The following is a 24,346-nucleotide window of genomic DNA, read 5'->3' as shown; positions in this document are numbered from 1 at the left end:
TGATTTCAGACCGGCGATGTCCAACTGCGACGTTGCAACATCGCGTCACACAACCGGTCCGTGTCCGCCTGGTCTTTCTCTTTGACACTCGTCGTGATGGAATCTCGGGGGCCCGACCCGGCGAGTCGGTCGTGCGCGGAGCCCGGCGAGCCGAATGCCGGGCCCGAATCAGGAGGACGGTGACGTGAGCAAGCGCCCCAGTGAGGCGGACGGCGTCATGTCGCGTCTGCGGCGACCCACGGGTCGACTGCGAGACCTTCCCATCTGGTCCAAGCTGGGCCTCATCATGCTGGTCCCGACCGTGGCGACGATCATCGTCGGCGTCAACGGCCTGGTCGACCACATCGACGAGGCTGACAACGCCGAGAACGCCCGGACGCTCGCAGCGCTGTCCGAGGCCGCCGGCGGGCTGGTCGACCAGCTTCAATCCGAGCGGTCGTACGCGATGATGATCGCGATCGCGACCGACGACAACCTGAACAAGAAGAACAACGGCGGCAAGCCCGACGAGACGCTTCTGAAGTACGCGACCGCGAAGTACTCCGAGGAGCACCCCAAGGTCGACGCGGCCAACCAGCCGTACGCGCAGCAGCGCGCGGCCCTGGAGGACGTGCCCGGCCGGGTCGACATCCTGCTCACCCGCCTGGACCACAACCTGGGCGACCTGGCCGCGTTCCGCAGCCAGGTGGCGAACAAGACGCAGAGCATCACGGCCGTCGACGGCGCGTACACCAAGCTGATCGACGACCTGATCGCGGTCCGGGACGTGGCGGCCCAGCAGGCCAGCGACACCGCCCTGAGCGACCGGCTCCGCGCCGTCGCCGAGGTGGCCCGCGCCAAGGAGTACATCTCCATCGAGCGCTACCTCGGCCACCAGGTGATCGGGACGAAGGAGTTCACCCCGACGCTGCGTCAGGCCTTCCTGAAAGCGGACACCGGCTTCAAGCTCGCCCAGAGCACTCTGGAGTCGGTCTCCACCCAGGGTGAGTTCGAGTACTTCACCAACACCACCGACCACAACCCGCAGCAGCGTGAGGCCACCAACCTCACCGGCCCGCTGCTCAGCAGTACCGGCAACGCCATCGAATCGAGCGTGCTCACCACGGATGAGTACGAGAAGGCGATGACGGGGTACAACGACACGTTCCGCCAGGTCGAGTCGAAGCTCGACAAGGACATCGTGGCCCAGGCCACCGACCTGCGGAACACCACGAACCGCCGGGTGTTCGTCGAGACCAGCATCCTGCTCGGCATGCTGCTGCTGGCCATCCTGTTCGCCTGGCTGGTCGCCCGGTCGATGGCCCGCTCGCTGCGTGAGCTGCGGCAGGGTGCGCTCGCGGTCGCCCAGTTCGGTCTGCCGCACGCGGTGTCCCGGCTGCGTGACCCGGCGCTCTCCGCGTCGCTCACCCCGGCCCAGGTCGCCGACCAGATCGCCGAGCCCCTCCCGGTGCGCAGCCGGGACGAGTTCGGGCAGGTGACCGAGGCGTTCAACGCGGTCCACCTGGAGGCCGTCCGCACCGCGGCCGAGCAGGCCGCCCTGCGAGCCTCCGTCGCGACCATGTTCGTCAACCTCGCCCGCCGTTCGCAGATCCTGGTCGACCGGCTCATCGGTCACCTGGACCGGCTGGAGCGCGGCGAGGAGGACCCGGACCGGCTGGCCGAGCTCTTCCAGCTCGACCACCTGGCCACCCGAATGCGGCGTAACGACGAGAACCTCCTGGTTCTCGCGGGCGCCGACTCCACCCGCGTGCAGCGCGAGCCGGCCGCTCTGATCGACGTGCTGCGCGCCGCGCAGTCCGAGGTCGAGCACTACACCCGGATCGAGTTCGGCGTCATCGACCGGGAGATCGAGGTGGCGGCGCACGCCGTCAACGACATGGTCCACCTGGTCGCCGAGCTCTTCGACAACGCGACCGCGTTCTCCCCGCCGAACTCGAACGTTCTGGTGGAGGCCCGCCGGGTCGGTGACAACGCGGTGCTGTCCGTGGAGGACCACGGCATCGGCATCAGCCGCGAGCAGCTGCGCGACCTGAACGAGCGGCTGGCCAACCCGCCGACCGTGGACGTGGCCGTCTCCCGGATGATGGGCCTCGTCGTGGTCGCCCGCCTGGCGAACAGGCACGCGGTCCGCGTCGAGCTCCGGCCGGCCGACCGCGAGCGCGGCACTGTCGCCGAGGTGGGCCTGCCCGTCTCCGTCCTGGCCAGCGGGACACCGTCCCGCGCGCCGGGTGGTTACGACGCGCCGCCCGCGATGCCGTCGTTCGGCGAGCCGCTGGCCCTGGAGAGCGGCCGCGGCGGCTTCCCCGGCAACCGGCCGTACGACCCGGCGGTGAACGGCACCAACGGTGGCGTCCCGGCCTGGTCGGACCTGACCGGCGCGGCGCCGTCCAACGGCTTCGGTGGTGGGACGAACGGCTACAACGGTTCCGCCAACGGCTTCGGTGGCGCCAACGGCTTCGGCGGCGCCAACGGCTTCGGCCCGCGCAGCAACGAGCCGCTGCCGCCGCTCCCGTCCGGCCCGATCAGCACCGGCCCGCAGGGCTTCGCCGGCCTGGACGAGCTGGCCCAGCGCCGCAACGGCAACGACTACCAGCGTCCCGACGGGGACCTGAACGGCTTCGGCGCGACCATCCCGCGCCAGCTCCCGGCCAACCCGGAGAGCCAGGGCCGGACCCCGTTCATGCCGCCGGTCTCCGCGCCGCCGGTGCCGTCCGCCCCGCCGGTCACCTCGGCGCCGCCGGTGACCTCGGTCCCGCCGGTCCCGTCCGCGCCGCCGGTCTCCGCGGCCCCCGTCGACCCGGTCTCGGCGAACCCGTTCGCCTCGGCGCCGCCGGCCTGGCCGCCGGTCGCCGGTGACCGGGAGAGCGCCACCCCGCACGTCCCGGAGAACCTCGCCGCGGCGCTCGACATGACCGCCGAGATTCCCCGGTACCGTCCGGAGAACGCCGAGCCGCAGCCCGACGTGGCCCGTCCGGTCAACCCGCCGTTGGCGGCGTTGCCCGCGTCGGCCCCGCCGGCCTACGAGGCGGTCGCTCCGGTGAGCGCGCCGACGTTCGACGCGCAGGCCACCGCGGCGGCGCAGATCGCGGCGGCGCAGGCCCCGGCCCGCGAGGGCGCGGTGCCGTTCGCCGACGAGACCATGGAGCTGCCGATCTTCCGGGAGCTCGAGTCGGCCTGGTTCACCACGACCCAGGCGACCACCGGCAAGCCGTCCGTCTCCGGCAGCGGGGACGAGGCGGTGGTCTCGCAGCGGATCTCCACCGGCGAGCCGGCGCGCACTGCCGGTGTGCCGCAGCAGGCGGCCTCCCCGGAGGCCCGGAAACTGGACACGGCGTCGGTCGGCGCCGCTCCGGCGGGCGCGTCGAACGCGGGTTCCTACGGCAACGGGGCTGCGGCCACGAACCCGTGGCGGACCGCGGCCGACGACGGCTGGTCGGCCGCCCGCAAGGCGTCCGAAGTCTCCATCGACACGACCACCACGGCGGGCCTTCCCAAGCGCACGCCGATGGCGCAACTCGTCCCCGGCGGTGTTGACCGGGGCGGTAACTCCGTCCAGCGCCGTACGCCCGAAGGGGTTCGCGGTCTGCTGTCCGCGTACCACCGGGGTGTGCAGCGCGGTCGCACCAAGGAACAATCGACCAACCTGGAGGAGACTCCGGGAGGGCAGCAGCCCTCGCAGGCTGGCAAGGAGCATGAGGCATGACATCTACGCAGGATCTCGGTTGGCTCCTGGCCAACTTTGCTGACCGCGTTCCCGGGGTCGCGCACGCGATCGCGGTCTCCGCCGACGGCCTGCTCCTGGCGGCCTCGCGGGACCTCCCCCGGGACCGTGCGGACCAGCTCGCGGCGATCGCGTCCGGCCTGGTCAGCCTGACCCAGGGCGCCGCTCGGTGCTTCGAGGGCGGTGCTGTTCTCCAGACAGTCGTGGAGATGGACAATGGGTTCCTGTTCCTGATGTCCATTTCCGATGGTTCCTCGTTCGCGGTGCTCGCGGCTCGCAGCTGCGACGTCGGTCAGGTGGGCTACGAGATGGCCCTGCTGGTCGACCGCGTCGGCGAGGCGCTGACCCCCGCGCCGCGGTCCGCGGCCGGGGTGCTGGGCTGAAGGCGCGGTGAGCCGGCCCATCCGGCTACTGTCCAAAAACTTGAGAACCAATACACTTCGAGTGGCCGAGGGAGGGGTTGACGGTGACAATGCCTGAACGCGATGAGCCGACCGGCGCGCTGGTCAGGCCGTATGCCGTGACCCGTGGTCGAACCCGGCCCAAACTTGAGATAGCGCTGGAAGCGCTGGTCGAGACAACCGTGCGCGGCCGTTCCGGAATGATCCGCGGCGGGCAGGGTGGAAGCGAGCATCAGTACATCGCGGCGATGTGCGACGGCGGCCGAGTTCAGTCGCTGGCCGAGATCGCCGCACGCATGCAACTGCCGCTCGGTGTGGCACGTGTGATCGTCGCCGACATGGCCTCCGACGGCCTACTCGCGGTGTACGAGCCCACCTCGCTAGAGGACGAGACCGACGCGGTAGGCACGGAACTGCTGGAAAGGGTGCTGAGTGGACTTCGCAGGCTCTGACATGTCGCAACGTCCCGCTGCGGGCGGACGCGTGACATCGGCGAAGATTGTCATCGCCGGTGGCTTCGGCGTCGGTAAGACGACGCTGGTGGGCTCGGTCTCGGAGATCACCCCACTGACCACCGAGGCGATCATGACCTCGGCCGGTGTGGGCGTCGACGACAACCGGCAGGTGCCGGGCAAGATGACCACCACCGTCGCCATGGACTTCGGCCGGATCAGCATCGACCGTGATCTGATCCTGTACCTGTTCGGCACCCCCGGCCAGACCCGTTTCTGGTTCATGTGGGACGAGCTGGTCCGGGGTGCGATCGGTGCGGTGGTCATGGTGGACACGCGTCGGCTCGCCGACTGCTTCGCCGCCATCGACTTCTTCGAACACCGCCGCTTGCCGTACCTCGTGGCGATCAACTGCTTCGACGGCATGCAGTACCACAACCCGCAGGACGTCCGGGACGCGCTGGCGATCTCGGGCGACGTGCCGGTGGTGAGCTGCGACGCCCGCAACCGTGAGTCGACGAAAAACGTCCTCATCTCGCTCGTCGAGTATGTGCTGACGATGCGTCGCACGCGCGCGGTAGCGCCCGCCTGACGAAGTGTGAAAGCCCCGCTCCGCGAGTCGGAGCGGGGCTTTCGCGCGTCTCCGGACCGGTGCCGGGCGCAGTCGATCGACAACGGTGCGTGATTGCTGACCGAGAGTGGTCAGGCGTGACCAAGCAGTGCCGGTAACCCGGTCAGGTCCGGGAGCCGGTCCGGCGGCAGGTAGCTGTCCGGGTTGGTGCGCAGGTGCCGGACCTCGGGGTAGGCGTCGTTGGTGATCAGGACCGGACGCATGCCGGCCCGGCGGGCGCCGTCGTGCTCGCGGCCGCCGCCGTCGCCGACGAACCAGCACTCGCCCGGCGGCACGCCGAGCCGGTCGGCCACCGTGGCGTACAGGCGGGGGTCGGGCTTGAGGCGGCCCTCGCGCCAGGAGAAGACCGGGGCGTCGATCCGCGGCGCGTACGGAGTTTCCGGCCAGGCCTCGCAGAGTTCACTGGAACAGTCGCTGAGAAGCCCCAGGACGTAACCGTGCCCGCGGAGGCGATCCAGTACCCCCAGCGCCTCCGGACGGGGCCTGCGGACGATCTCAGCGCCCGCACGGTGGCTCCGGAGCGCGGCGGCGAGCCGCTCCGGCGCCGGTTCCACCCCGCAGGCCCGTGCCATCGCCAGCAGGGTGTCCCGGGTGCCGCCGTAGACGCCGGTCGCCCGGCGGGGGAAGTGCTCCGCCATCACCGCGCTGAACCGGTCGGCCGGCACGCCCAGGGCGGCGGCGGTGACGGCGAACGTGCCGAGGCGATCGGCCTCGGCGGAGGGGTCGCTGAGCGTACCGAAGAAGTCGAAAATGATGGCCCGCATGCCGTAAGCATCGCCGGAGACAGCGAGAGGGCCGCGACCCCACCGGGTCGCGGCCCTCCCTCATGAAGCGATCTCAGCGGCCGCCGTAGCCGGCGCCGTTGTTCCGGTACTCGTCGGCGCCCTCGCGGTCGCGGGTGAAGTCCCACCCGCCGGCCGCCTCGCGACCCGGGCGACCGCCCATCGCGAAGCCGCCGATCTCCTGACCCCGCCGCCAGCCGCGGAAGTATCCGGTGGTGTGCGCGGCGATCGACGCCGCGTCCCGGACGATCCGCAGCGGGCGCTCCTCGCGCAGCGGCGAGCCGGGCACCAGGTTGGCCTGGGGCACCCGCTTGGGCAGGCCGGCCGAGGTCTCCGCGGCGATGGCCGGGGTGGCGGCCTTCTCCGCGGCGCGCCAGCCGCTGTCGTTCGGGTTGGTCCAGTCGGTGCCGGAGTCGGCGGGACCGCCGGTGAACCAGGCGGACCGGGCGGCCGCGAAGATCAGCAGATCGCCGTCGCTGCCGTCGGCCGGGACCGGTGGGGTGCTGCTCCGGTCCAGCGCGGTGACCCGGGGCGGCAGGCTGTCCGCGCCACGGGAGCCGCCGTCCACCACCCGCAGCGAGGGCGGGTCGCCGATCTGGTCGAGACCCGGCAGCTTGGCCCGGCCACCCGCGTTGAGCTGGGACTCCACCAGGCGCAGGGCCGGCGGCTCCTTCGGCATGTCCTGCCACGGCGGCCGGATCCGGCCCTCGGCGCCACCGGCCGGGCTGACCGAGGCGGCTGCCGGACCGTAGGAGGCGGCCGGTGCGGCCGGCGGGGTGACCGCCGCGTCGTCACTGCCGTTGTTGAGCAGCGGCCAGTTCGCCCGGGACCCCGGCTCCGGCGTCTCCTGGGTGGAACGCGGCGTCGGCATCGGCAGGCTGAAGTCGGTCGGGCTCGCGGCCGTCCCGTTCGCCGCGGCGGGCGGCGGGGTGGTCCGCGTGTTCGGCCGGGCCGGGATGACCGTGCGCTGCCGCTCGGCCCGCGCCCGGTTGAGCTCGGCGTGGGTGAGCGTCGCCCGGAACGGCTCGCCCGCGTCGGCCGGGCTCGGCGCGCCGGCCGGCGAGATCGGGTTGCGGGCCGCGGGCGAGATCGGGTTGCGCGCCGCCGGGGAGACCGGCGTCGACGAGGTGCCCGGGGTCCGGGTGCTCGGCACCGGGCGGGTGCCCGGGGTGATCGGCGTCATGCCCGGCGGGGGCGGCGGCACCGACACCGGACGGTTGCCCGGCGTGCCGACCCGGCCGGGAAGGCCGTTGGCCGCGGCCGGCGCCACCGGCGGCGGCGCGATCGGGTCCGGGGCGACCGGCGGAGCATTCATCGGCTGCGGGACGGCGGGGCCCGTGCCCAGGCCGGCGACGGCCGGCTCGGGACGGCCGCGACGGCCGAACCGGGACGGGGTCTCGGCCGGGGTGGCGGACGCCGGCGGCAGCCCGGCGGGCTCGGCGGCCCGGCGGGAGGCGCGACGCCCCACGTTCGGCTCGGTGGCCGGAGTGCCGGCGCGGGCGGCGAGCGTGCCGACCAGCGCGGCACACGCCGCGTCACAGGTGCGCACCGCGGCGACGGCCTGGCGGACCGCCTCGGCGGCGGCCGGGGCCAGCGACTTGTTGACGCCACCGCGGCGCGGCGACTCGCTGATCGCCACCTGGAGCGCGGTGACCGCGGAGATCACCTGGTCCTCGTCGGCGGCGCCGGAGCGGGCCAGCGTGGTCGCGATGTCCTGCACGGCGCGCGCCGGGTCACCGCCGCGCCCGGTCAGCCGGCCGGGCTCGGGGATCGCCTCGAGCACGGCCATGGCCAGCGGGTGCGCCGGGTCCGGATACGCCCGGAGGGCGGCCGGGTAGAGCTCGCGGAGGACCTCACGGAGCGCGATCGCCGCCGCGTTCCGCCCGACCAGCATGGCCACGTGCGCGGCCAACACCGGCTTGTAGCTGACCAGCTCGCGCGGCGCCGGCAGGTTCACCGCGGCGATCGCGCCGGCCTGGAGAGCCCGGGCCAGCCCGACCGCCCGCCGGGCGGCGGCCGGGGCGTTGATCTCGTCCGGGGAGTCGTCGTCCGAGAAGCGCTCGGCGAAGTCGTCGGCGTCGTCGTCGTCGACCACGACCAGCGGCCGGCCGGCGGCGGTGAGCAGCGAGGTGACGACGTGGTCGTCACTGTCGGCGGCCACCGCCGCGTCGCTGAATCCCGTCGTCCGTTCCACGAGCAGCGTCCCCAGCAGGGCGTAACCGGCCGGGTCGTCGCTGATCTCGTGGACGCCGAGCAGCCGGCCTGCGTCGTCCACCACGGCGATGGTCAGCGGCGCGGCCGAGGCCGCACGCACCGCATCATCAGCCGACGCCAGACCGCAGTACACGCGCACGAGCGCCACGGCGTCGTCCTCCTCCCCGGGACTGCTTCTGTGTGGCCAAGGACTGATGTTCCCTGGTAATCGGTCAGTCACGCCAGTCCACAGCAGCAGAGATCTTGCCGATCACCGAACGCCAGCCGAGACTCGCCTGTTGTGCCCCGATTTTCTTCAATCGCCGACGACCGAAGAAACCGCCCATTCCACCGCTCTGCGCGGCACGGAGGGAGTCGTCCAGGTCATCGAGCGGAGAACCGGGAGACAGGGCCAGGATCACCGGCTTGAGCCGGAGGGCATACCCGAGATCCCGGGCCACCTCGCCGGCGGCGATGAGCAGCGGCAGATCCCACGTGTCGTGCCCGCCGCGGAGGTTCTCCACCACGAGATCGAGTTCGTAGCGCTCCTCCGGCAGCGGGTCGATGTCGCTCGACTGTACCCGCTCCGCGAGGTCGCCCCAGGTGTCCAATTGTGCGAGATCGTGCGGAGCACCCGAACGAATGAAGGAGACCAGCGCTTCGGCGTCCTTGAAGGCGAGCAACCGGCCCTTGTGACTGAGGAACATGGGTACTTCCTCGTCCTCCGGCTGGTCCTTCACCTCCTCCGTCTCGTCCTCGGAGTCGGACCCTTCGGCCTTCTCGGCTTTCTCGTCGCCGGACTTCTCGTCCTGGTCGTCGTCCTCGGCGAGGAGCGCCTCGTACTCCTCGTCGACGATGATCCCCTCCTCGCCGTCCTCGTCGAGGGCGGCGCGCTTGTGCGCGTCGAAGGGGTCCTCCTCCTCGGCCTCGATCTCGGTCGGCGTCAGCTCGGAGACCTTCCGGTACGCCCGGAGGGTCAGGCCGACACTGCCGGGGAGAGCGATCTCGACCGGCTCGACGCGGACCTCCTCCCAGAGCTCACGCCCGTTGAGTCCTTCCGCTGAGGACTTCTCGGCCACCGGCGCGGACGCCTCGGGCTCGTCGGACTGGCTGGTCACGGTTGACCTCCGGGTTGATCTGAGAGTGGGCGGACGGGTGACTACGGGCACATACCCTAGTCCGCAACGCTGTGTGACAGCGGCCCCGTCCCCTCCACTTTCCTCAGCGCGGGCCTAATAACCCTTCGGGTGCCAGACCGTCTTGGTCTCCAACAGCGCGGTCATCGGTTTCAGACCGGGGTCGGCGGAGAAATCCACCGCACCGGTGGCGGGCCGGATCACCCGTTTCAGCGTGCCGGCCGCGGCGCGCTCCAGCTCGGCCGCGAGCTCGCGGTGCTCCACGCCGGTCAGGTCCAGCGCGTTCACGTCGGCGTGCGCGGCCAGCCAGGGTGCGGTCTCCGCGTAGCGCCCGGTGAGGATGTTCACCACGCCGCCCGGCACGTCCGAGGTGGCGAACACCTCGGCCAGGGTGATCGCGATCTGCGGGTCGGCGGCCAGCACGACCGCGGTGTTGCCGGTGACCACCGCCGGGGCGATCACGCTGACCAGCCCGAGCAGGCCGGCCGGGGCGACGATCGCGACGACACCGGTCGGCTCCGGGGCGGAGATGTTGAAGAACGGCCCGGCCACCGGGTTCGCCCCGCCGGCCACCTGGGCGATCTTGTCGGACCAGCCCGCGTACCAGACCCAGCGGTCCACCGCGGCGTTCAGCTCGTCCCCGGACACCCCGAGCGCGGCGAACTCGGCCCGGCGCGCCTCCACCATCTCGGCCACCCGGTAGAGCACCTGCCCGCGGTTGTACGCCGTGGCGCCGGCCCAGCCGGCCTGCGCCGCCCGGGCCGCGACCACCGCGTCGCGGGCGTCCTTGCGGGAGGCGAGCGCCACGTTGTCGCCGTCTGCCACGAAGGTCCGTCCTGACTCGCTGCGCGGGAACTTGCCGCCGATGTAGAGCTTGTACGTCTTGCGGACGGCCAGTCGCGTGGGTTCCGAGACGGTCGCCGCTTTCGATGTCTTAGGCAAGGTACGCCTCCAGGCCGTGCCGGCCACCCTCGCGTCCGTAGCCGGACTCCTTGTAACCGCCGAACGGCGACGCCGGGTCGAACTTGTTGAACGTGTTGGCCCAGACCACCCCGGCGCGCAGCTTGTCGGCCACGGCCAGGATCCGGGAGCCCTTTTCGGTCCAGATGCCGGCGGACAACCCGTACGGCGTGTTGTTCGCCTTCTCGATCGCCTCGGCCGGCGTGCGGAACGTCAGCACCGACAGGACCGGCCCGAAGATCTCCTCCCGGGCGATCCGGTGCGCCTGGGTCACCCCGGTGAAGATCGTCGGCGCGAACCAGAAGCCGCGCTCGGGCAGCTCGCAGGCCGGCGACCAGCGCTCCGCGCCCTCCTGCCCGCCGATTTCCGACAATTCCGTAATACGCGCCAATTGTGCCGCGGAGTTGATCGCGCCGATGTCGGTGTTCTTGTCCAGCGGGTCACCGACGCGCAGCGTGGCCATCCGCCGCTTCAGCGAGTCGAGCAGCTCGCCGGCGACGGACTCCTGCACCAGCAGGCGCGACCCGGCGCAGCAGACGTGACCCTGGTTGAAGAAGATCCCGTTGACGATCCCCTCGACCGCCTGGTCGATCGGCGCGTCGTCGAAGACGATGTTCGCCGCCTTGCCGCCCAGCTCCAGGGTGAGCCGCTTGCCGGTGCCGGCCACCGTCCGGGCGATCTCCCGGCCCACCTCGGTCGAGCCGGTGAACGCCACCTTGTCCACGTCCGGGTGGGCGACCAGGTAGGCCCCGGTGTCGCCGGCGCCGGTGACGATGTTGACCACGCCCGGCGGCAGCTCGGCCTGCCGGCAGACGTCGGCGAAGAAGAGCGCGGAGAGCGGGGTGGTCTCGGCCGGCTTGAGCACCACGGTGTTGCCGGCGGCCAGCGCGGGCGCGATCTTCCAGGCCAGCATCAGCAGCGGGAAGTTCCACGGGATGACCTGGCCGGCCACGCCGATCGGCCGCGGGTCCGGGCCGAAGCCGGCGTACGCCAGCTTGTCGGCCCAGCCGGCGTAGTAGAAGAAGTGCGCGGCGACCAGGGGCAGGTCGACGTCGCGCGACTCCTTGATCGGCTTGCCGTTGTCGAGCGACTCCAGGACGGCCAGCTCGCGGGAGCGCTCCTGGATGATCCGGGCGATGCGGAACAGGTATTTCGCGCGCTCGGCGCCGGGCAGCGCGGACCACGGGCCGAAGGCACGGCGGGCCGCGCCGACCGCGCGGTCGACGTCCTCGGGCCCGGCGGCGGCGACCTCGGCGAGGACCTCCTCGGTGGCCGGGTTCACCGTCTTGAAGGTGCCGCCCTCCTTGGCCGGGTCGAAGGCGCCGTCGATGAAGAGGCCGTAGGACGCGTCGAGGGAGACGACCGAGCGGGACTCGGGTGCTGGTGCGTATTCGAACATTTTCACCACGATTTTCGGCTCTTGACGTGCGGCGTAGCCGCCTGGGCAGGCACGGCCTCAGTCCAGGGTGAAGTAGTCGGGACCGGAGTAGTGGCCGGTGGTCAGCTTGGTGCGCTGCATCAGCAGGTCGTTGAGCAGCGAGGAGGCGCCGAACCGGAACCAGTCGGGGCTCAGCCAGTCGTCGCCGACGGTCTCGTTGATCAGCACCAGGTACTTGATCGCGTCCTTGGTGTTCTTGATCCCGCCGGCCGGCTTGACCCCGATCTGCCGCCCGTGCCGCTCCCGGAAGTCGCGGACCGCCTCCAGCATCACCAGCGTGATCGGCAGCGTCGCGTTCACCGAGACCTTGCCGGTGGAGGTCTTGATGAAGTCGGCCCCGGCCAGCATGGCCAGCCAGGAGGCGCGCCGGACGTTGTCGTAGGTGGCGAGCTCGCCGGTCTCCAGGATCACCTTGAGGTGCGCGCCGCCGCACGCCTCTTTGACCGCGACGATCTCGTCGAACACCCTGGTGTAGTCGCCGGCCAGGAACGCGCCCCGGCTGATCACCATGTCCACCTCGTCGGCGCCGGCCGCGACCGCGGCCCGGGTGTCGGCCAGCTTGACCTCCAGCGGCGCCTGCCCGGACGGGAACGCGGTGGCGACGCTGGCCAGGTGCACCCCGGAACCGGCCAGCGCGGCCGCGGCGACCGGCACCATGGCCGGATAGACGCAGATCGCGGCGACCGGCGGGCAGCCCGGGTCGGCCGGATCCGGCCGCCTCCCCTTGGCGCACAGGGCGCGCACCTTGCCGGGCGTGTCGGCGCCCTCGAGCGTGGTCAGGTCGACCATCCGGATCGCCAGGTCGATGGCCTTCGCCTTGCTGCTCGTCTTCACCGATCGGGTGCCGAGCGCGGCTGCCCTCGCCTCCACGCCGACCTTGTCGACCCCGGGGAGGCCGTGCAGGAAGGAGCGGAGATCGGACAGCCCGATGGGCGCTGTCGCAGTCATGAAAACGATTCTATGCGACCTGGTGACAGTTGATCTTGGCTGAACGGTAGGTTGGGCGCCGTGGACGTCCTAGTCGTAGATCACCCGCTGGCCCAGACCCGGCTCACCGCGATGCGCCGGACCGAGACCGAGTCCGGGGTCTTCCGCGCCTCCCTGCACGAGTTGACCACCATGGTGGTCTACGAGGCCGCCCGGCTGTTCGCGGTCGAGAAGTTCCCGATCGAGACCCCGGTCGCGCCCACCGAGGGCACCCGGCTGGCCAACCCGCCGCTGATCGTGCCGGTGCTGCGGGCCGGCCTGGGCATGGCCGACGCCGCGCTGGCCCTGCTCCCCGAGTCGTCGATGGGCTTCGTCGGCCTGGCCCGGGACGAGGAGACGCACGAGCCGCGGGCGTACATGGAGTCGCTGCCGGCCGACCTCGCCGGGCAGCCGGTGCTGGTCCTCGACCCGATGCTGGCCACCGGCGGATCGCTGATCCACTGCTGCCGGCTGCTCGCCGACCGCGGCTGCACCGACATCATCGTCTGCTGCGTGCTGGCCGCGCCGGAGGGCGTCGAGCGCCTGGAGAAATCCGGCCTGCCGCTGCGCCTGATCACCGCCTCGATCGACGAGGGTCTCAACGAGAAGGCCTACATCGTGCCCGGCCTCGGCGACGCCGGTGACCGCCAGTTCGGCGGCATGCGGAGGTTTTGATGGCCTCGCTCCGCTCGGCGGGCACTTCGCCCCTTTGAGTCGTTGACGAGAGCACCGAAAAACGACTCCGCTTCGCTTGTCGTTTTTCGGCACTCTCGTCAACGACGGGCGAAGTGCGTGCTGGTTGCGGTTACCCCGGGCGGGGCCGGGAGGCGGCTCGGTCGCGCTTGCTGCCGACCTTTCGGTACGCCCTGAGCATCGGTCACGTGGTGTAGGACCAGGACACCGCCTTGCCGGACGCGAAGGGCATCACGCCGTGGAAGACGGTCGGGGAGTCGGCGAACACCAACGGCAGGAAATGCCGGTCCGACTCCCACATCGGCAGTTTCCCGCCGAGCAGATCCGCCCGGTCCACCCAGTGCAGCGACCCCTCGTCGTTCGCGGCGTGCGGCGTGCCGGTCCACTCCGGGATCCGGAACAGGAAACCGAACCAGTTCTCCCCGTCCCGCCCGAAGCCGGGCCAGGAGACGGTGCCGGCGAAATCGAGCGGCCCGCACTCCAGCCCGGCCTCCTCGGCGATCTCCCGGCGCATCCCGGACGCCACGTCCTCGTCCGGTTCGAGTTTTCCGCCGAGCCCGTTGTAGTAGCCGAAGTGAATGTCGTCCGGCCGGGCGTCCCGGCGGATCATCAATACCCGCGAGGAATCGGGCGACAAAACATAACCCAGTGTGGCGAGTACGGCCCGCATGCTTCTCCTGTCGAAATGGAGCGACCGCAGCGCACATTAACCAAAATGCGCCGGTTGGTGCGGTAACGTGACTCGCGCCACCCCCAGGTAACAGCAGGTGATTGCCCCGTCACTGCCGGGGCGGATTCCGCCTGCTCTGTGGTGAGGGAGCGCAGATGACGGCGTCCATTCCATCGGCCCGCCCGGTGATCGGCCCGGACGAGATCGCCGCCGCGGTCCGGGTGCTGAGCAGCGGCCTGGTCGTGCAGGGGCCGGAGGTCGCCGCGTTCGAGGAGGAGTTCTCCGCGCTGGTCGCCGGACGGCACTGCGTCGCCGTCAACTCGGGCACCTCGGCGCTGTACCTGACCCTGCTGGCGCTCGGGCTGAAGCCGGGCGACGAGGTGATCGTCCCGTCGTTCTCGTTCGCCGCCACCGCCAACGCGGTCCGGCTGGCCGGCGCCACCCCGGTCTTCGCCGACATCGAGCCCGGCTCGTTCTGCCTCGACCCGGCCGCGGTGGCCGCGGCGATCACACCCCGGACGGTGGCGATCATGCCGGTCCATCTGTACGGCCACCCGGCCGCGATGGACCGGATCATGCCGCTCGCCGCGAAGCACGGCCTGGCCGTGGTGGAGGACGCCGCCCAGGCGCACGCCGCGGCGCTGCACGACGTCCCGGCCGGCGCGTTCGGGGTGGCCGGCTGCTTCAGCTTCTACCCGACCAAGAACATGCACTCGCTGGAAGGCGGCATGATCACCACCGCCGACCCGGACCTGGCCCGGCAGCTGCGCCTGTTGCGCAACCAGGGGATGGAGCAGCGGTACCAGAACGAGGTGGTGGGCGCGAACATGCGGCTCACCGACGTGGCCGCGGCGATCGGGCGGGTGCAGCTGGGCCGGCTGGCGGAGTGGACGCGGCGGCGGCGGGCGAACGCGGCATTCCTGGACGAGCGCTTGTCCGGGGTGGTGACGCCGCCGGTCGCGGCCGGGGCGCACCACGTCTATCACCAGTACACGGTGCGGGTGCCGGGGAGCCGGGACGCGTTCCAGGCGGCGCTGGCCGAGCGTGGGGTGGGCAGCGCGGTGTATTACCCGACGCCGATTCACCGGCTCAGGGCGTACGAAAAGGGGAGAACGCACCTGCCGGAAACCGATCGGGCGGCCGCCGAAGTCGTCTCCCTCCCGGTTTTCCCCACCCTGACCGGAGCGGAGCTGGAGCGGATCGCCGAGGCCGTGACCACCGCCGCGGTGCCCGCGTGAGCCGGGCGTTGCGCGCGGGTCTGATCGGGCTGGGTGCGATGGGGCGCAACCACGCGCGGGTGCTGAACGCGCTGGCCGGCGTCGAGCTGGCCGGGGTCCTCGACCCGGCGCCCGGGGTGACCGCGCCCTACGGCGTGCCGGTGGTCCGCGACCTGCCCGGCCTGCTCGCGCTCGGCCTCGACTACGCGGTGCTGGCCTCGCCGACCGCGCTGCACGAGGAGATCGGCCTGCGGCTCGCCGAGGCGGGCGTGCATACGATGATCGAGAAGCCGCTGGCGCCGTCGGTGCCGGCGGCCCGGCGGCTGGTCGACGCGTTCGCGAGCCGGGGGCTGGTCGGCGCGGTCGGGCACATCGAGCGCTACAACCCGGCGCTGCAAAGCCTGCGGGCCCGGCTGGAGGCCGGCGAGCTGGGCGAGATCTACCAGATCGTCACCCGGCGGCAGGGGCCGTTCCCGGGCCGGATCGCCGACGTGGGTGTGGTGATGGACCTGGCCACCCACGACATCGACCTGACCGCCTGGGTGACCGGCCGGGAGTACGTGCAGGTCGCGGCCCGGACCGCGTCACGCAGCGGCCGCCCGCACGAGGACATGGTCTCGGCGGTGGCCGGTCTGGACGGCGGGCTGATGGCCAATCATCTGGTCAATTGGCTGAGCCCGTTCAAGGAACGCTCCACCGTGATCACCGGGGAGCGCGGCAGTTTCGTGGCCGACACGCTCACCGCCGATCTCACCTTCTATGCCAACGGCGCGATCGGCACCGAATGGGAGGCCCTCCGCAATTTCCGGGGCGTCGCGGAGGGTGACATGGTCCGCTACGCCATTCCGAAACGGGAACCGCTGCTGGTGGAGCACGAACGATTCCGGGACGCGGTGCTCGGCGTCTCCGAGGACACGGTCACCCTGCGCCAGGCGATGCGGACCGTGGAGGTGGCCGAGGCGGTGCTGCGCTCGGCCCGGGAGGGCGGCACGGTCGACGTCCGGGAGCCGATCGGCGTCCACCCGCACCGTGCCACCTCGCCCCGGGAATGGCTCACGGAACGCGTGAGCTAGTGGCCGCGCGGGTGCCGGACGTGACCGTCGTGGTCGCGGTCTACAACACGATGCCCTATCTCACCGAGTGCCTGGAGTCGATCCTCACCCAGTCCATCGGGACGGACCGGCTCCAGGTGATCGCGGTCGACGACGGGTCCACCGACGGCGGCGGCGCCGAGCTGGACGCCTGGGCGGCCCGGTTCCCGGACACCGTGACCGTGCTGCGCCAGCCGAACTCCGGCGGCCCGGCCGGCCCCAGCAACCGAGCCCTGGACCGGGCCACCGGGCGCTATGTCTTCTTCGTCGGCGCCGACGACCGGCTCGGCCGCGAGGCGCTGGAGCGGCTGGTCGGCGCGGCCGACGAGACCGGCGCCGACATCGTGCTGGGCCGGCTGGTCGGTGCCGGTGGCCGCCGGGTCGACCAGGCGGTCTTCGCCGGCGGCGACCGGGACGCGATCACGCTGGCCGACTCGCCGCTGGCCTGGGCGCTCTCCAACACCAAGCTGTTCCGCCGGTCGCTGGTCGAGGAGCACCGGATCCGTTTCCCGGAGGACATGGCGTCCTGTTCCGACCAGCCGTTCACGATCCGGGCGGTGCTGGCCGCCCGGCGGATCGCGGTCCGTACCGGCTACGAGTTCTACTACGCGATGCGCCGCGCCGACGCCGGCAACATCACCTTCCGGACCCCGCCGACCCGGCTGCTGCACGACACCGCGCTGCTGCTGGCCCGGGCCGCGGACCTGGTCACCGAGCCGCGCGCGCGGCACAACGTGCTGGTCCGGCACTTCGCCTGGGAGGTCGGCAAGCTGCTCGGCGAGCGTTTCCTGACCGCCGGCCCGGACGACCGGGACACCATCCACCAGGGCGTCCGCAAGCTGGCCGACGCGCATCTGACCGAGGAGGCCCGCCGGGAGCTGCCGGTCCGGCACCGGGCGGCGATCAGCGTGGCCCAGCACGGCACGGCCGACGACGTGCTCGCGCTGGCCCGGCACTACGCCGAGCACCGGCTGGGTCCGGCGGTCGCCGAGGGAGAGCGCTACTACGTGGCGTTCCCCGGGTTCCGGGCCGCCGGGCGGGGCTTCCCGGACGAGTGGTTCGACGCCACCGCCGAGGCGGTCAAGCTGGACCGGCAGGACGGGCCGGCCACGGTCGGCTGGGGGCGCGGCCCGGACGGCCGCCCGGCGCTGCTGCTGCGCTGGTCCACCTGGGTCCCGCGGCAGGACGGCGAGCCCGCGCCGACGGTGAAGGTGCGGCGCGGGCCGGGCGTGCCGGCCGAGCTGAGCGGGGTGACGGCCGGCGCCGCGATCCCGATGGACGACCTGGTCCACGGGGAGTCGCACCGCCGGTTCCGGGACATCACGGTCCGCCGGGGGCCGCGGAAATACCCGGTGACGGTCACCGGCGTCGCCGCGGCGGGGCATCGGGTGCACCGGGTCGGCGGGCGGTTCTTCCTGGTCAGTGTGGTGTGCGGGCCGGACGGGCGGGTCGGGGTCGAGGTCCGGCCGATCACCGTGCGGCGGGTGGCCGGCCGGCTGCGCCGCACGCTCAGGCGCGGCTGAGCCGGGCGTCCCGGAGCAGCTCGTCGTGCTCCGCGGCGGTCACCTCGGCCGGGCGCCGAGGATCAGCTCGTCGTACTCCGTGGCGGTCACCGACCAGTCCCAGGTGGCCAGGGCGTGGTCGGCGGCGGCCGCGCCGGCCGCCCGCCAGGTCTCCTCGGTGGCGGTCCGGTCGAGAATGCGCCGGACCGCCTCGGCCGGGTCGCGCACCACCCAGTCGGCCGGGAAGATGCTCCGCGCGCCGGCCCGCTGCCCGGCGAAGAACGGCCAGTCCCGGACCACCGGCACCGCGCCGCTGGCCGCCCCCTCGATCAGCCCGAGGTGGAAGCTCTCCCGGACCGAGGTGCTCAGCACCACGCCGACCTCGGCGAGCGCGCCCGGCACGTCGCCGGTCTGCCCGGTGCGGCGCAGCACGCCCCGGCGCTCCAGGTCGGCCACGTCCGCGGCGTACTCGGCGAAGTAGGCGGCCGCGGTCGGGTTCGGCCCCTCGTCCAGCTCCTTGCCGATCAGCACCAGCCGGTACCGTTCGTCGTGCCGGCGCAGGTCGCGCAGCACCCGGAAGGCCCAGCGCGGGTCCTTGGCGATCGCGCCGACCCCGACCAGGCCGAGGGTGAACCGGGCGGCATCCGGCTTCGGCCGCCGGTATCGCTCCAGCCGGGCCGCGTTGGTGAGCACCGGGGTGCGCGGCGCGCCGGACTGCCGCAGCCGGGGGATCGCCGCGGTGGCGAACTCGCGCAGCGGCTCGGAGACGAACACCAGGTCGTCCACCCGGGACAGGTCGAGCAGGTGCGGGAAGACGGTGAACGCCTCGTAGCTGTGCAGCCGGACGATCACCCGGGCGGTGCCGGGGTCCAGCGTGGCCAGCATCGCGGCGTGCCCCAGGCACCAGTCGACGAAGACCGTGTCGGCCCACTCCAGGTCCGGCGCGAACACGTCGTGCAGCGCGTCGCCGTAATCCGAGGCGCCGCCGAGCTGGTGCCGGATCAGCCGGCCGGTCTGCTTGCTGAGCAGCGTGACGTCCGGGTCGGTGGTCAGCTCCAGGTGGCGTACCTCGACGTCCGGGCGGTTCCGGTAACGCTCGATGATCTCGGTGAGGAAGTAGACGTTGGTGTGCGTGACGAAGAGCAGCCGGTGCGGCCGTCCGGCCGGCGGCGGGGCCGCCGGGACCAGCCGGCCGCGCGGGGCGGCGAGAGCCCGTCCGGTCGCGCTCGCGTGCAGATCGCCGAGATATCCGTACGGATCCCGCGCGCTGGGCGACGTCAGCGAGTCGAAGTGCACCGCCCGGTTGAACAGCAGCGGGATCACCTTGGCGAACCGCCGGGTCGCCTCGACCAGGTCGTCCCGGGCCAGCGCCCGGTCGGCCAGGTGCAGCTGAGCGGCGGCCGCCGCGCGCAGGAACACCGGGATCCGGCCGGCCGCGAACTCCGCGTGCGCCGCCGTCTCCAGGCTGTCCGCGCCGGCCACGGTGTGCCGGGCGCGCCGGGCCGCGGCCACCCGGACCGCGCCCGCCTCGGCCGGCAGGTCCAGCTCGATCAGCCGCTCGGCGACCCGCTCGGTCCACCGGAGCCGCCGCGCCTCGCCGAGCAGCGGCGCGCCGAGCAGCAGCCGCCAGGCCCGCCGCCCGCGGGGGTCCCGCAGCACCCGGCGGCCCGTTCCCTTGCGAGCCACCCGCTCCACCAGCCGATCGGCCCGCTCGCCGAGCGCCTCGGCCGCCACGGCCGGGGACGGCCCGGGGCGCAGCAGCCGGCGCAGCCGGTACCGGCCCGGGGCCGCGGCCCGGGCGGCGACCGCCCGCAGCGCCGGGGCCAGCCCGAAGACCCCGTCGGCGGCCCGGTTGCGCCGGGCCAGCTGCCAGACCGTGTGCACCGCGTGCTGGTCCAGCGCGACCAGCACGTCGGCCGCCCGGACCAGGGCGCGCAGCCGCTGGTCGTGCCGGGCGCGCAGCCACAGCTTGCGGCCCTTCCCGGCCTCCGGGTACGCCCGCTTGTCCGGCCGGGGCAGGTGCTTGGCGGGCCGCAGCGCGTGCACCACCGCGTCGCCCGCGGACAGCGGGATCTTCTCGGCCGGCGCGCCGGAGACCAGGGTGACCAGGGCGCCGGACGCGCGCATCCGGCGCAGCGTGTCGGTGAGCACCGCGGGCCGTCCGGGCACCCCGTTGCTGACGATCAGAACCTTCATCGGACCGCCTCGGTGACCCGGCGGACCGCCGGCGCGAGCTGCGCGGCCCGGGCGAACCGGGTGGCCGCCGCCCGGGTGGCCGCCCGCTGGTCCGGGGTGGCGGTCACGGCCAGCTTGGCGGCGGTCTTGAACGACTCGGCCAGCCGGTCCGCGTCCTGCCCCACCGCGCCGGTCCAGAGCGGGTTGCCCTCCAGCACGAACGAGGCGTCGTGGTCGGCCTCGTGCGCGGAGACCACCGGCAGCCCGCTGGCGTACGCCTCGTACACCTTCCCCGAGGTCATGAACCGTCCCCCGGACACGATGAAGACCAGCGCGTCCCACGCGCCGTAGACCGAGGCCACCTCGGCCTTCGGCACCGGCCCGCCGAACCGGACACCGTCCGGCTCGGCCGCGCGCAGCATCTCCGCGTACGCGTTGTCCTCCCGCGCCGCCCCCGCCCCGATGTGCCCGCGCAGCTCGAACGTGGCGTTCCCGATCAGCGGATCCTCCGTCCGGGCGATCCGCCAGCCGTCCAGCACCGCGGTGAGCAGCGGCACCGGGAAGGTGATCGTCCCCAGGTACCCGAAGCGCAGCCCGCGTTCCGGGTCCGGCGTCCGGAACGTCCGCGGCACGCTGTCGTCGTCGTAGCCGTTGCGCACCACGTGCACCCGGTCCGCGATCGCCGGATAGCGCTGCCGGTAGTGCCCGGCGATCGGGTCGTTGACCGTCCACACCTCCAGGGCCGAGCCGAGCACCCGGCTCTCCCAGCGCCCGGCGATCGAGCCGGGCGGGAAGGCCGGCTCGCCGCCGATCACGTCGATCGACCATCCGTCCCGGAAGTCGACCACGTACGGCACCCGGTGCCGCTCCCACAGTGCCCAGGTGGGCGCCAGCGTCACGTACGGCGCGCAGGTGGTGACCAGCAGGTCGGCCGGGTCCCGCCGGTGCAGCCGGAGAAGCGCCTCGGTGAGCGCGGGCGCCCAGCCGCCGAACGACGGCTCCGGGAACGTGGTCAGCCGCTCCTCGCGCGCCTGCGCGGCCCAGGCCGCCGGGTCGAGCGACCGGGCCCGGGAGAAGTGGCGGATCTCGGTGTCCAGCTCGGCGCGCTCCAGCGGCAGCTCGACCACCCGGATCGCCGGGTGCACGTCCGCGGAGAGGCTGTGGTCCAGGCCGAACTCGCGTTCCCACGCCTGTTGGCAGATGGTCAGCACGGTCACGTCCCAGCCGTGCGCGTACAGCTGGTTGGCGGTCTCGCGCATCCGGTAGGCGGAGCTCTTCGCCGCCGGCGGGAAGCCGATGGCCAGGTAGTACGCGTGCGGACGGCCGTGATCCGGTCGCCGGCGGGGGCCGGTCACCCGGGCCCAGCGCCGGCCGATCGAGGGGTGCGGTCTTTTCATGCTGGTTCAGCCCATGTCGTATCCGGAAAGCGCCCGGTTCGGCGGTTACCTTTGGTGACGAATCATACGTTTTGCGGAGAACATTCCGCCTCCGACGTGGATTTTTCGACGGAAAGAGAGCGCGATGGACGGGGCCGAGGCCGGGCAGCGGATCGTCATGCTCGTCGACAACGGCGTGCACGGCGACTCGCGGGTGCAGAAGCAGGCCCGGTCGGCCGCCGAGGCCGGTTTCGAGGTGACCCTGCTGGGCCGGTCGCCGGACGGCAAGGAGCACACCTGGACCCTCGGGCCGGCGCAGGTCCGGCTGGTGCCGATGCCGACGCCCCTGCACAAGCGCCCGCACGAGTTCCGCCGGCCCTGGGTGGCGGCGCCGCTGGCGTACCCGCCGACCGGGGTCGGCACGCAGCGGGCCCAGGCGGTCAAGGCGTGGAAGGCCGACCTCCAGGTGCGCCGGGCGATGGGGCCGCAGGGGCCGGCCGCGGCACTGCTGCGGGCCGAGTCGCTGGCCGCCCGGGCCACCGGCAAGTGGGTGACCCTGCGCCGGCGGCAGACCACCCGGTCGCGGGCCGCCCGCAAGCGGCTGGACACCCCGGCCGACCGGCTCTACACCTGGTTCTGGCAGGCCACGCTGGGCGACCGGTCGTGGCGGCGGATCGAGCCCGGGCTGTGGGACTGGGAGCTGGCGTACGGAAAGGTGGTCGATGGTCTTGATCCGGATCTGATCCACGCCAACGACTTCCGGATGCTCGGCGTCGGCGCCCGCGCCAAGATCCGCGCCCGGGCCCGGGGGCGCGACGTCAAGCTGGTCTGGGACGCGCACGAGTTCCTGCCCGGGGTCCGCCCGTGGACCGAGCACGCCCGCTGGCGGCTCGGGCACATGGCGCACGAGCGGGAGTACGCGCCGTACGCCGACGCGGTCACCACGGTCTCCGACGACCTGGCCGGCATGCTGCGCACGGCGCACGGCCTGCGCGGCACGCCCCGGGTGATCCTGAACGCGCCCGCCTTCGACCACGGGCCGGAGGAGCCCGCCGAGCCGGGCGCGGACCTGCGCGCCATGTGCGGCGTCGGCCCGGACACCCCGCTGCTGGTCTACAGTGGCGCCGCCGCTCCGCAACGCGGCCTGGACATCATGGTCGAGGCGCTGCCCCGGCAGCCCGGCGTGCATGTCGCGCTGGTCACCAACAACCACCACGGCGCGTTCCTGACCGGGCTGGGCAAGCGGGCCGGCGAGCTCGGCGTCCGGGACCGGCTGCACATCCTCTCCTACGTGCCGCACTGGCAGGTGGTGCCGATGCTGGCCGGGGCGGACGCCGGGGTGATCCCGATCCACCACTGGCCGAACCACGAGATCGCGCTGATCACCAAGTTCTTCGAGTACTCGCACGCCCGGCTGCCGCTGGTGGTCAGCGACGTGCGGACGATGGCCGCGGCGGTGCGGGAGACCGGGCAGGGCGAGGTGTTCCGGGCCCAGGATCTGGACGACTACCTGCGGGCGGTGCGGCAGGTGCTGGCCGACCCGCAGGCCTACCGGGCGGCGTACGAGAAGCCCGGCCTGCTCGATACCTGGACCTGGGACAGCCAGGCCGAGGTGCTGATCGACGTCTACCGGGGACTGCTGGAGGAGAGGGTCGGATGAGGATCTGCGTGGTGGGCCTGGGCAAGATCGGACTGCCGCTCGCCGTCCAGTTCGCCGGCAAGGGGCACACCGTGCTCGGCGCCGACGTGGCCGAGCCGACCGTCCGGTCGGTGAACGAGGGCCTGGTCCCGTTCCCCGGCGAGGCCGACCTGGACATCCGGCTCAAGGAGGCGGTCACCGCCGGCCTGCTCACCGCGACCACCGACACCAGCGCGGCGGTCGCCCGGTCGGACGCCGTCGTGGTGGTGGTGCCGCTCTTCGTCGACGACGGCGGGCAGCCGGACTTCGGCTGGATGGAGTCGGCCACCCGGGACATCGCCCGCGGGCTGCGCCCCGGGACGCTGGTCAGCTACGAGACCACGCTGCCGGTCGGCACCACCCGGCAGCGCTGGGCGCCGCTGCTGCGCGAGGGCTCCGGCCTGGTCGCCGGCGAGGACTTCGACCTGGTGTTCAGCCCGGAGCGGGTGCTCACCGGGCGGGTCTTCGCCGACCTGCGGAAGTACCCGAAACTGGTGGGCGGGGTGAACGCCACGTCGGCGGCGCGCGGGGTCGCGTTCTACCGGGCGGTGCTGGACTTCGACGAGCGCGCCGACCTGTCCCGGCCCAACGGCGTCTGGGACCTGGGCAGTGCCGAGGCCGCCGAGCTGGCGAAACTGGCCGAGACGACGTACCGGGACGTGAACATCGGGCTGGCCAACCAGTTCGCCCGGTACGCCGGCACGCTCGGCATCGACGTGCACGCGGTGATCGAGGCGTGCAACACGCAGCCGTACAGCCACATCCACACGCCCGGGATCGCGGTCGGCGGGCACTGCATCCCGGTCTACCCGCGGCTGTACCTGTGGAACGACCCGGCGGCCACCGTGGTCCGGGCGGCCCGGGAGGCGAACGCCGGGATGCCCGGGTACGCGGTCGACCTGCTCGCCGCCGCGCTGGGGCCGCTGACCGGCCGGGCGGTGCTGGTGCTCGGCGCGGCCTATCGGGGCGGGGTGAAGGAGACGGCGTTCTCCGGGGTCTTTCCCACGGTCGCCGAGCTGCGGCGGCGCGGGGCCACGGCGTACGTCGCCGATCCGATGTACAGCGAGGCCGAGCTGACCGCGCTGGGCCTGCCGGCCTGGACCGGCGAGCCGGTCGAGGCGGCGATCGTGCAGGCCGACCACGCGGAGTACCGCACCCTCACCCCCGCCGACCTGCCCGGTGTGACGGTGCTGGTGGACGGCCGCCGCATCACCGACCCCACCCGCCTGGCCCCCATCCGCCGCCTGCTCATCGGCGGCTAGCC

19 protein-coding genes are annotated in these 24,346 nt (G+C 72.8%); 10 read left to right on the top strand and 9 right to left on the bottom strand.

Annotation, left to right across the window (positions count from 1 at the left end):
- Positions 1 to 184 precede the first annotated feature (184 nt).
- The 4 genes from Aiant_RS17875 (at position 185) to Aiant_RS17860 (ending at position 5,166) form a co-directional block, all read left to right on the top strand.
- Complete coding sequence (locus Aiant_RS17875; protein ID WP_189328420.1) at positions 185 to 3,703, top strand: sensor histidine kinase; 3,519 nt, start codon at positions 185 to 187, stop codon at positions 3,701 to 3,703.
- Positions 3,700 to 4,104 carry a roadblock/LC7 domain-containing protein gene (locus Aiant_RS17870; protein ID WP_014447580.1) on the top strand — a complete coding sequence of 135 codons (405 nt, stop codon included), beginning with the start codon at positions 3,700 to 3,702 and terminating at the stop codon, positions 4,102 to 4,104. The genes Aiant_RS17875 and Aiant_RS17870 overlap by 4 nt, the downstream gene beginning before the upstream one ends.
- 89 nt (positions 4,105 to 4,193) lie before the next feature.
- Positions 4,194 to 4,574 carry a DUF742 domain-containing protein gene (locus Aiant_RS17865; protein WP_185046269.1) on the top strand — a complete coding sequence of 127 codons (381 nt, stop codon included), beginning with the start codon at positions 4,194 to 4,196 and terminating at the stop codon, positions 4,572 to 4,574.
- Between the two features lies 1 nt (position 4,575).
- The gene (locus Aiant_RS17860; protein ID WP_189328935.1) at positions 4,576 to 5,166 is read left to right on the top strand and encodes a GTP-binding protein; all 591 of its coding nucleotides are present in this window, start codon (positions 4,576 to 4,578) and stop codon (positions 5,164 to 5,166) included.
- A 110-nt stretch (positions 5,167 to 5,276) separates the two neighbouring features.
- Here Aiant_RS17860 and Aiant_RS17855 read toward each other — a convergent pair whose 3' ends face one another.
- The 6 genes from Aiant_RS17855 to deoC all read right to left on the bottom strand — a co-directional run bounded on the left by Aiant_RS17855 (position 5,277) and on the right by deoC (position 12,662).
- Positions 5,277 to 5,969, bottom strand: coding sequence for an HAD family hydrolase (locus Aiant_RS17855; RefSeq protein ID WP_189328421.1), 693 nt, complete (start codon positions 5,967 to 5,969; stop codon positions 5,277 to 5,279).
- Between the two features lie 73 nt (positions 5,970 to 6,042).
- Positions 6,043 to 8,349, bottom strand: a complete 2,307-nt coding sequence (locus Aiant_RS17850; RefSeq protein WP_189328422.1) for a transposase — start codon at positions 8,347 to 8,349, stop codon at positions 6,043 to 6,045.
- A gap of 64 nt (positions 8,350 to 8,413) precedes the next feature.
- A complete protein-coding gene (locus tag Aiant_RS17845) occupies positions 8,414 to 9,298 on the bottom strand; it encodes a DNA primase (RefSeq protein ID WP_189328423.1) in 885 nt (294 codons plus the stop codon).
- 114 nt (positions 9,299 to 9,412) lie between these two features.
- Entirely contained in the window at positions 9,413 to 10,258 is an 846-nt protein-coding gene (locus Aiant_RS17840; protein WP_189328424.1) for an aldehyde dehydrogenase family protein, read from the bottom strand.
- Positions 10,251 to 11,675 carry an aldehyde dehydrogenase family protein gene (locus Aiant_RS17835; RefSeq protein WP_189328425.1) on the bottom strand — a complete coding sequence of 475 codons (1,425 nt, stop codon included), beginning with the start codon at positions 11,673 to 11,675 and terminating at the stop codon, positions 10,251 to 10,253. Before Aiant_RS17835 ends, Aiant_RS17840 begins: the two co-directional genes overlap by 8 nt.
- A gap of 57 nt (positions 11,676 to 11,732) precedes the next feature.
- Positions 11,733 to 12,662, bottom strand: a complete 930-nt coding sequence (deoC, locus tag Aiant_RS17830) for a deoxyribose-phosphate aldolase (RefSeq protein ID WP_189328426.1) — start codon at positions 12,660 to 12,662, stop codon at positions 11,733 to 11,735.
- A 60-nt stretch (positions 12,663 to 12,722) separates the two neighbouring features.
- Between deoC and upp the strand changes: the two genes are divergently transcribed.
- Entirely contained in the window at positions 12,723 to 13,355 is a 633-nt protein-coding gene (upp, locus tag Aiant_RS17825) for a uracil phosphoribosyltransferase (RefSeq protein ID WP_189328427.1), read from the top strand.
- Between the two features lie 202 nt (positions 13,356 to 13,557).
- Here the strand turns inward: upp and Aiant_RS17820 are convergent, their stop codons facing one another.
- Positions 13,558 to 13,983, bottom strand: coding sequence for an NUDIX hydrolase (locus Aiant_RS17820; RefSeq protein WP_229829806.1), 426 nt, complete (start codon positions 13,981 to 13,983; stop codon positions 13,558 to 13,560).
- 215 nt (positions 13,984 to 14,198) lie between these two features.
- On the opposite strand from Aiant_RS17820, the gene Aiant_RS17815 reads away from it, so the two are divergent.
- The 3 genes from Aiant_RS17815 to Aiant_RS17805 are packed head-to-tail and all read left to right on the top strand — an operon-like array spanning position 14,199 to position 17,874.
- On the top strand, positions 14,199 to 15,281 hold the full coding sequence (locus Aiant_RS17815; protein WP_189328429.1) for a DegT/DnrJ/EryC1/StrS family aminotransferase: 1,083 nt from the start codon (positions 14,199 to 14,201) through the stop codon (positions 15,279 to 15,281).
- 38 nt (positions 15,282 to 15,319) lie between these two features.
- Entirely contained in the window at positions 15,320 to 16,333 is a 1,014-nt protein-coding gene (locus Aiant_RS17810) for a Gfo/Idh/MocA family protein (protein WP_189328936.1), read from the top strand.
- 20 nt (positions 16,334 to 16,353) lie between these two features.
- The gene (locus Aiant_RS17805) at positions 16,354 to 17,874 is read left to right on the top strand and encodes a glycosyltransferase family 2 protein (RefSeq protein WP_189328430.1); all 1,521 of its coding nucleotides are present in this window, start codon (positions 16,354 to 16,356) and stop codon (positions 17,872 to 17,874) included.
- A gap of 39 nt (positions 17,875 to 17,913) precedes the next feature.
- Here the strand turns inward: Aiant_RS17805 and Aiant_RS17800 are convergent, their stop codons facing one another.
- Positions 17,914 to 20,049: a glycosyltransferase family protein gene (locus tag Aiant_RS17800; RefSeq protein WP_229829807.1), complete on the bottom strand. Its 2,136-nt coding sequence runs from the start codon at positions 20,047 to 20,049 to the stop codon at positions 17,914 to 17,916.
- A complete protein-coding gene (locus Aiant_RS17795) occupies positions 20,046 to 21,425 on the bottom strand; it encodes a glycosyltransferase family protein (RefSeq protein ID WP_189328431.1) in 1,380 nt (459 codons plus the stop codon). The genes Aiant_RS17800 and Aiant_RS17795 overlap by 4 nt, the downstream gene beginning before the upstream one ends.
- Before the next feature lie 157 nt (positions 21,426 to 21,582).
- On the opposite strand from Aiant_RS17795, the gene Aiant_RS17790 reads away from it, so the two are divergent.
- Both Aiant_RS17790 and Aiant_RS17785 read left to right on the top strand, forming a co-directional pair.
- Positions 21,583 to 23,064 carry a glycosyltransferase family 4 protein gene (locus tag Aiant_RS17790; protein ID WP_189328938.1) on the top strand — a complete coding sequence of 494 codons (1,482 nt, stop codon included), beginning with the start codon at positions 21,583 to 21,585 and terminating at the stop codon, positions 23,062 to 23,064.
- A complete protein-coding gene (locus Aiant_RS17785) occupies positions 23,061 to 24,344 on the top strand; it encodes a nucleotide sugar dehydrogenase (protein WP_189328432.1) in 1,284 nt (427 codons plus the stop codon). The genes Aiant_RS17790 and Aiant_RS17785 overlap by 4 nt, the downstream gene beginning before the upstream one ends.
- Positions 24,345 to 24,346 lie beyond the last annotated feature (2 nt).

The sequence above is a fragment of the Actinoplanes ianthinogenes genome (assembly GCF_018324205.1).
Lineage (GTDB): Bacteria > Actinomycetota > Actinomycetes > Mycobacteriales > Micromonosporaceae > Actinoplanes > Actinoplanes ianthinogenes.
The sequence above is the reverse complement of the archived record's forward strand: the minus strand, read 5'-3'. Positions and strand labels throughout refer to the sequence as shown.

Coding starts and splice junctions, on each gene's coding strand:
- Aiant_RS17835 (WP_189328425.1), bottom strand. CDS start 11,675: ATGTTCGAATACGCACCAGCACCCGAGTCCCGCTCGGTCGTCTCCCTC.
- Aiant_RS17795 (WP_189328431.1), bottom strand. CDS start 21,425: ATGAAAAGACCGCACCCCTCGATCGGCCGGCGCTGGGCCCGGGTGACC.
- Aiant_RS17790 (WP_189328938.1), top strand. CDS start 21,583: ATGCTCGTCGACAACGGCGTGCACGGCGACTCGCGGGTGCAGAAGCAG.
- Aiant_RS17865 (WP_185046269.1), top strand. CDS start 4,194: ATGCCTGAACGCGATGAGCCGACCGGCGCGCTGGTCAGGCCGTATGCC.
- Aiant_RS17860 (WP_189328935.1), top strand. CDS start 4,576: ATGTCGCAACGTCCCGCTGCGGGCGGACGCGTGACATCGGCGAAGATT.
- Aiant_RS17800 (WP_229829807.1), bottom strand. CDS start 20,049: ATGAAGGTTCTGATCGTCAGCAACGGGGTGCCCGGACGGCCCGCGGTG.
- Aiant_RS17855 (WP_189328421.1), bottom strand. CDS start 5,969: ATGCGGGCCATCATTTTCGACTTCTTCGGTACGCTCAGCGACCCCTCC.
- deoC (WP_189328426.1), bottom strand. CDS start 12,662: ATGACTGCGACAGCGCCCATCGGGCTGTCCGATCTCCGCTCCTTCCTG.
- Aiant_RS17870 (WP_014447580.1), top strand. CDS start 3,700: ATGACATCTACGCAGGATCTCGGTTGGCTCCTGGCCAACTTTGCTGAC.
- Aiant_RS17820 (WP_229829806.1), bottom strand. CDS start 13,983: ATGATCCGCCGGGACGCCCGGCCGGACGACATTCACTTCGGCTACTAC.
- Aiant_RS17815 (WP_189328429.1), top strand. CDS start 14,199: ATGACGGCGTCCATTCCATCGGCCCGCCCGGTGATCGGCCCGGACGAG.
- Aiant_RS17810 (WP_189328936.1), top strand. CDS start 15,320: ATGGGGCGCAACCACGCGCGGGTGCTGAACGCGCTGGCCGGCGTCGAG.
- Aiant_RS17785 (WP_189328432.1), top strand. CDS start 23,061: ATGAGGATCTGCGTGGTGGGCCTGGGCAAGATCGGACTGCCGCTCGCC.